We start from the raw sequence: 1,942 nt of genomic DNA on the forward strand, positions 1-1,942 counted from the left end.
TGAGAATGAAATTAGTGGCAGGATTTATAAATTGGCAAGTTAATCGCTAAATTTACATTTTCGAAAGAGGTCTAATCTAAAAATTGTTGTTCTTGGTCAAAAGTTCCATACCAAATTGAGATCATATTTTCTTGTGTAGACATAAAAATTTTCTTTTATTTTCATAAAAATATACGCTAATTTATTGCAAATTAGCGTATATTTTGAGTCATTTGAAGCTTTAAGATTACCAACCTAAAGCTTTTTGTTGCTCTACAATCAGCTGTTTAATGCCATTTTCTGCCAATGCCAGCATTTGATTGGCTTGCTCACGATTAAAAGGTTTTTCTTCCGCAGTGCCTTGAATTTCAATAAATTCACCAGATTGCGTCATCACCACATTTAAATCAGTTTCACAGCTTGAATCTTCTTCGTAACATAAGTCTAACAACGCTTCACCGTCATGAATACCGACCGACACCGCAGCCACCAAACCTTTTAATGGATCTTGTTTGATTTTCTTTTCTGCCAATAAAAAATTCACTGCATCCACCAAAGCCACTGCTGCACCAGTAATTGATGCCGTGCGTGTACCACCATCAGCTTGAATCACGTCACAATCAATATGAATGGTATTTTCGCCCAATTTTTTCATATCAATCATGGCACGCAAGCTACGCCCAATCAAACGTTGAATTTCTTGCGTACGACCAGATTGTTTACCACGAGCCGCCTCACGGTCTGAGCGAGTGTGCGTCGAACGTGGCAACATGCCATATTCTGCAGTGACCCAACCTTGACCTTGACCTTTCAAAAAGCGCGGTACACTATTTTCCACACTTGCAGTACATAGCACTTTGGTATGCCCAAACTCTACCAATACTGAACCTTCAGCATAGCGAGTATAGTTACGAGTGATTTTAATAGCACGTAATTGATCATGTTGGCGTTGGTCGATACGCATAGCTTTATCCTATGTAAAGATGATTGTAAAATTTTGGCTAGTATAACAAAGATAACTCGCAAAAATCTGCTATGATTTGTTGCTTATCTATATATCTTGATTTCTACAAAAAAGGTTTAAGTATGTCACGATGCCCTTGCCGTATGCTACCTACAGCTACAATCGATAATCAAACGTCTGTGCTTGAAAATATAGATTATGCATCGTGCTGTCAAAGCTTTCATACACAACACAGTACACCGCAAACTGCTGAACAATTGATGCGTTCGCGTTATAGTGCTTACGTAATGGGGTTGATTGATTATATCGTGGCAACGACTGCACCTGCACAACAGCAGTATTTAGATAAAGATGCAATGTCGCAGTGGAGTAAAGAAACTGATTGGCAAGGTTTACAGGTTATTCGACATATAGTGCAAGATAAAATACATAGTACAGTCGAGTTTAAAGCCTACTTTATAAATGACGATGAATTACAAGCACACCATGAATTATCGGGCTTTGTGAAAGTTGATGACAAATGGTATTTCTTAGATCCCACTACACCATGCAATCTTACTATGAAACAAGCATGCTTATGTGGCTCAGGGAAAAAATTTAAAGCGTGCTGTGCCAAATATTTAATAAATGGATAAAAAGGAATGAAAATCATACTAAATACCACTATTTTTATTAAAAAATAACCACTCAACAACTAAAACATATAAAAAGATAAAAAAGCCCTTGCTAAGTTGGGGTGAAATGATTAATATACGCATCCACTGGAGCGGTGGTTTTAAATAAGTTATTAAAAATCAATCGGTTGCAAGTTCTTTTGTGAGTTTGTGAGTTTGTGGTTGGTGTGATGAGGATGATTTATTTAAAGTAAAAGGATTGAATTTGCATTTTGTTGATGTAGATTTTTTTGATTTTTAGTTTTTTAAAGTTTTACTTTTTTAAAGTTGCTTTGAAAAATAAATTAAAAAAAGAGTTGACAAGTGATTTTTAGTTCTATAATAT

At 35.7% G+C, this 1,942-nt stretch carries 2 protein-coding genes; one reads left to right on the forward strand and one right to left on the reverse strand.

Annotated elements, in window-relative coordinates; translation table 11 throughout:
* Positions 1-226: 226 nt before the first annotated feature.
* Positions 227-943 carry a ribonuclease PH gene (gene rph, locus ACEYX7_RS10830; protein WP_374804017.1) on the reverse strand — a complete coding sequence of 239 codons (717 nt, stop codon included), beginning with the start codon at positions 941-943 and terminating at the stop codon, positions 227-229.
* 143 nt (positions 944-1,086) lie between these two features.
* On the opposite strand from rph, the gene ACEYX7_RS10835 reads away from it, so the two are divergent.
* On the forward strand, positions 1,087-1,578 hold the full coding sequence (locus ACEYX7_RS10835) for a YchJ family protein (protein ID WP_374804021.1): 492 nt from the start codon (positions 1,087-1,089) through the stop codon (positions 1,576-1,578).
* Positions 1,579-1,942: the final 364 nt, after the last annotated feature.

It is taken from the genome of Hubeiibacter jixunmingi, assembly GCF_041928215.1.
In the GTDB taxonomy this organism is placed as follows: Bacteria; Pseudomonadota; Gammaproteobacteria; order Pseudomonadales; family Moraxellaceae; genus Acinetobacter.

Coding starts and splice junctions, on each gene's coding strand:
- rph (WP_374804017.1), bottom strand. CDS start 943: ATGCGTATCGACCAACGCCAACATGATCAATTACGTGCTATTAAAATC.
- ACEYX7_RS10835 (WP_374804021.1), top strand. CDS start 1,087: ATGCTACCTACAGCTACAATCGATAATCAAACGTCTGTGCTTGAAAAT.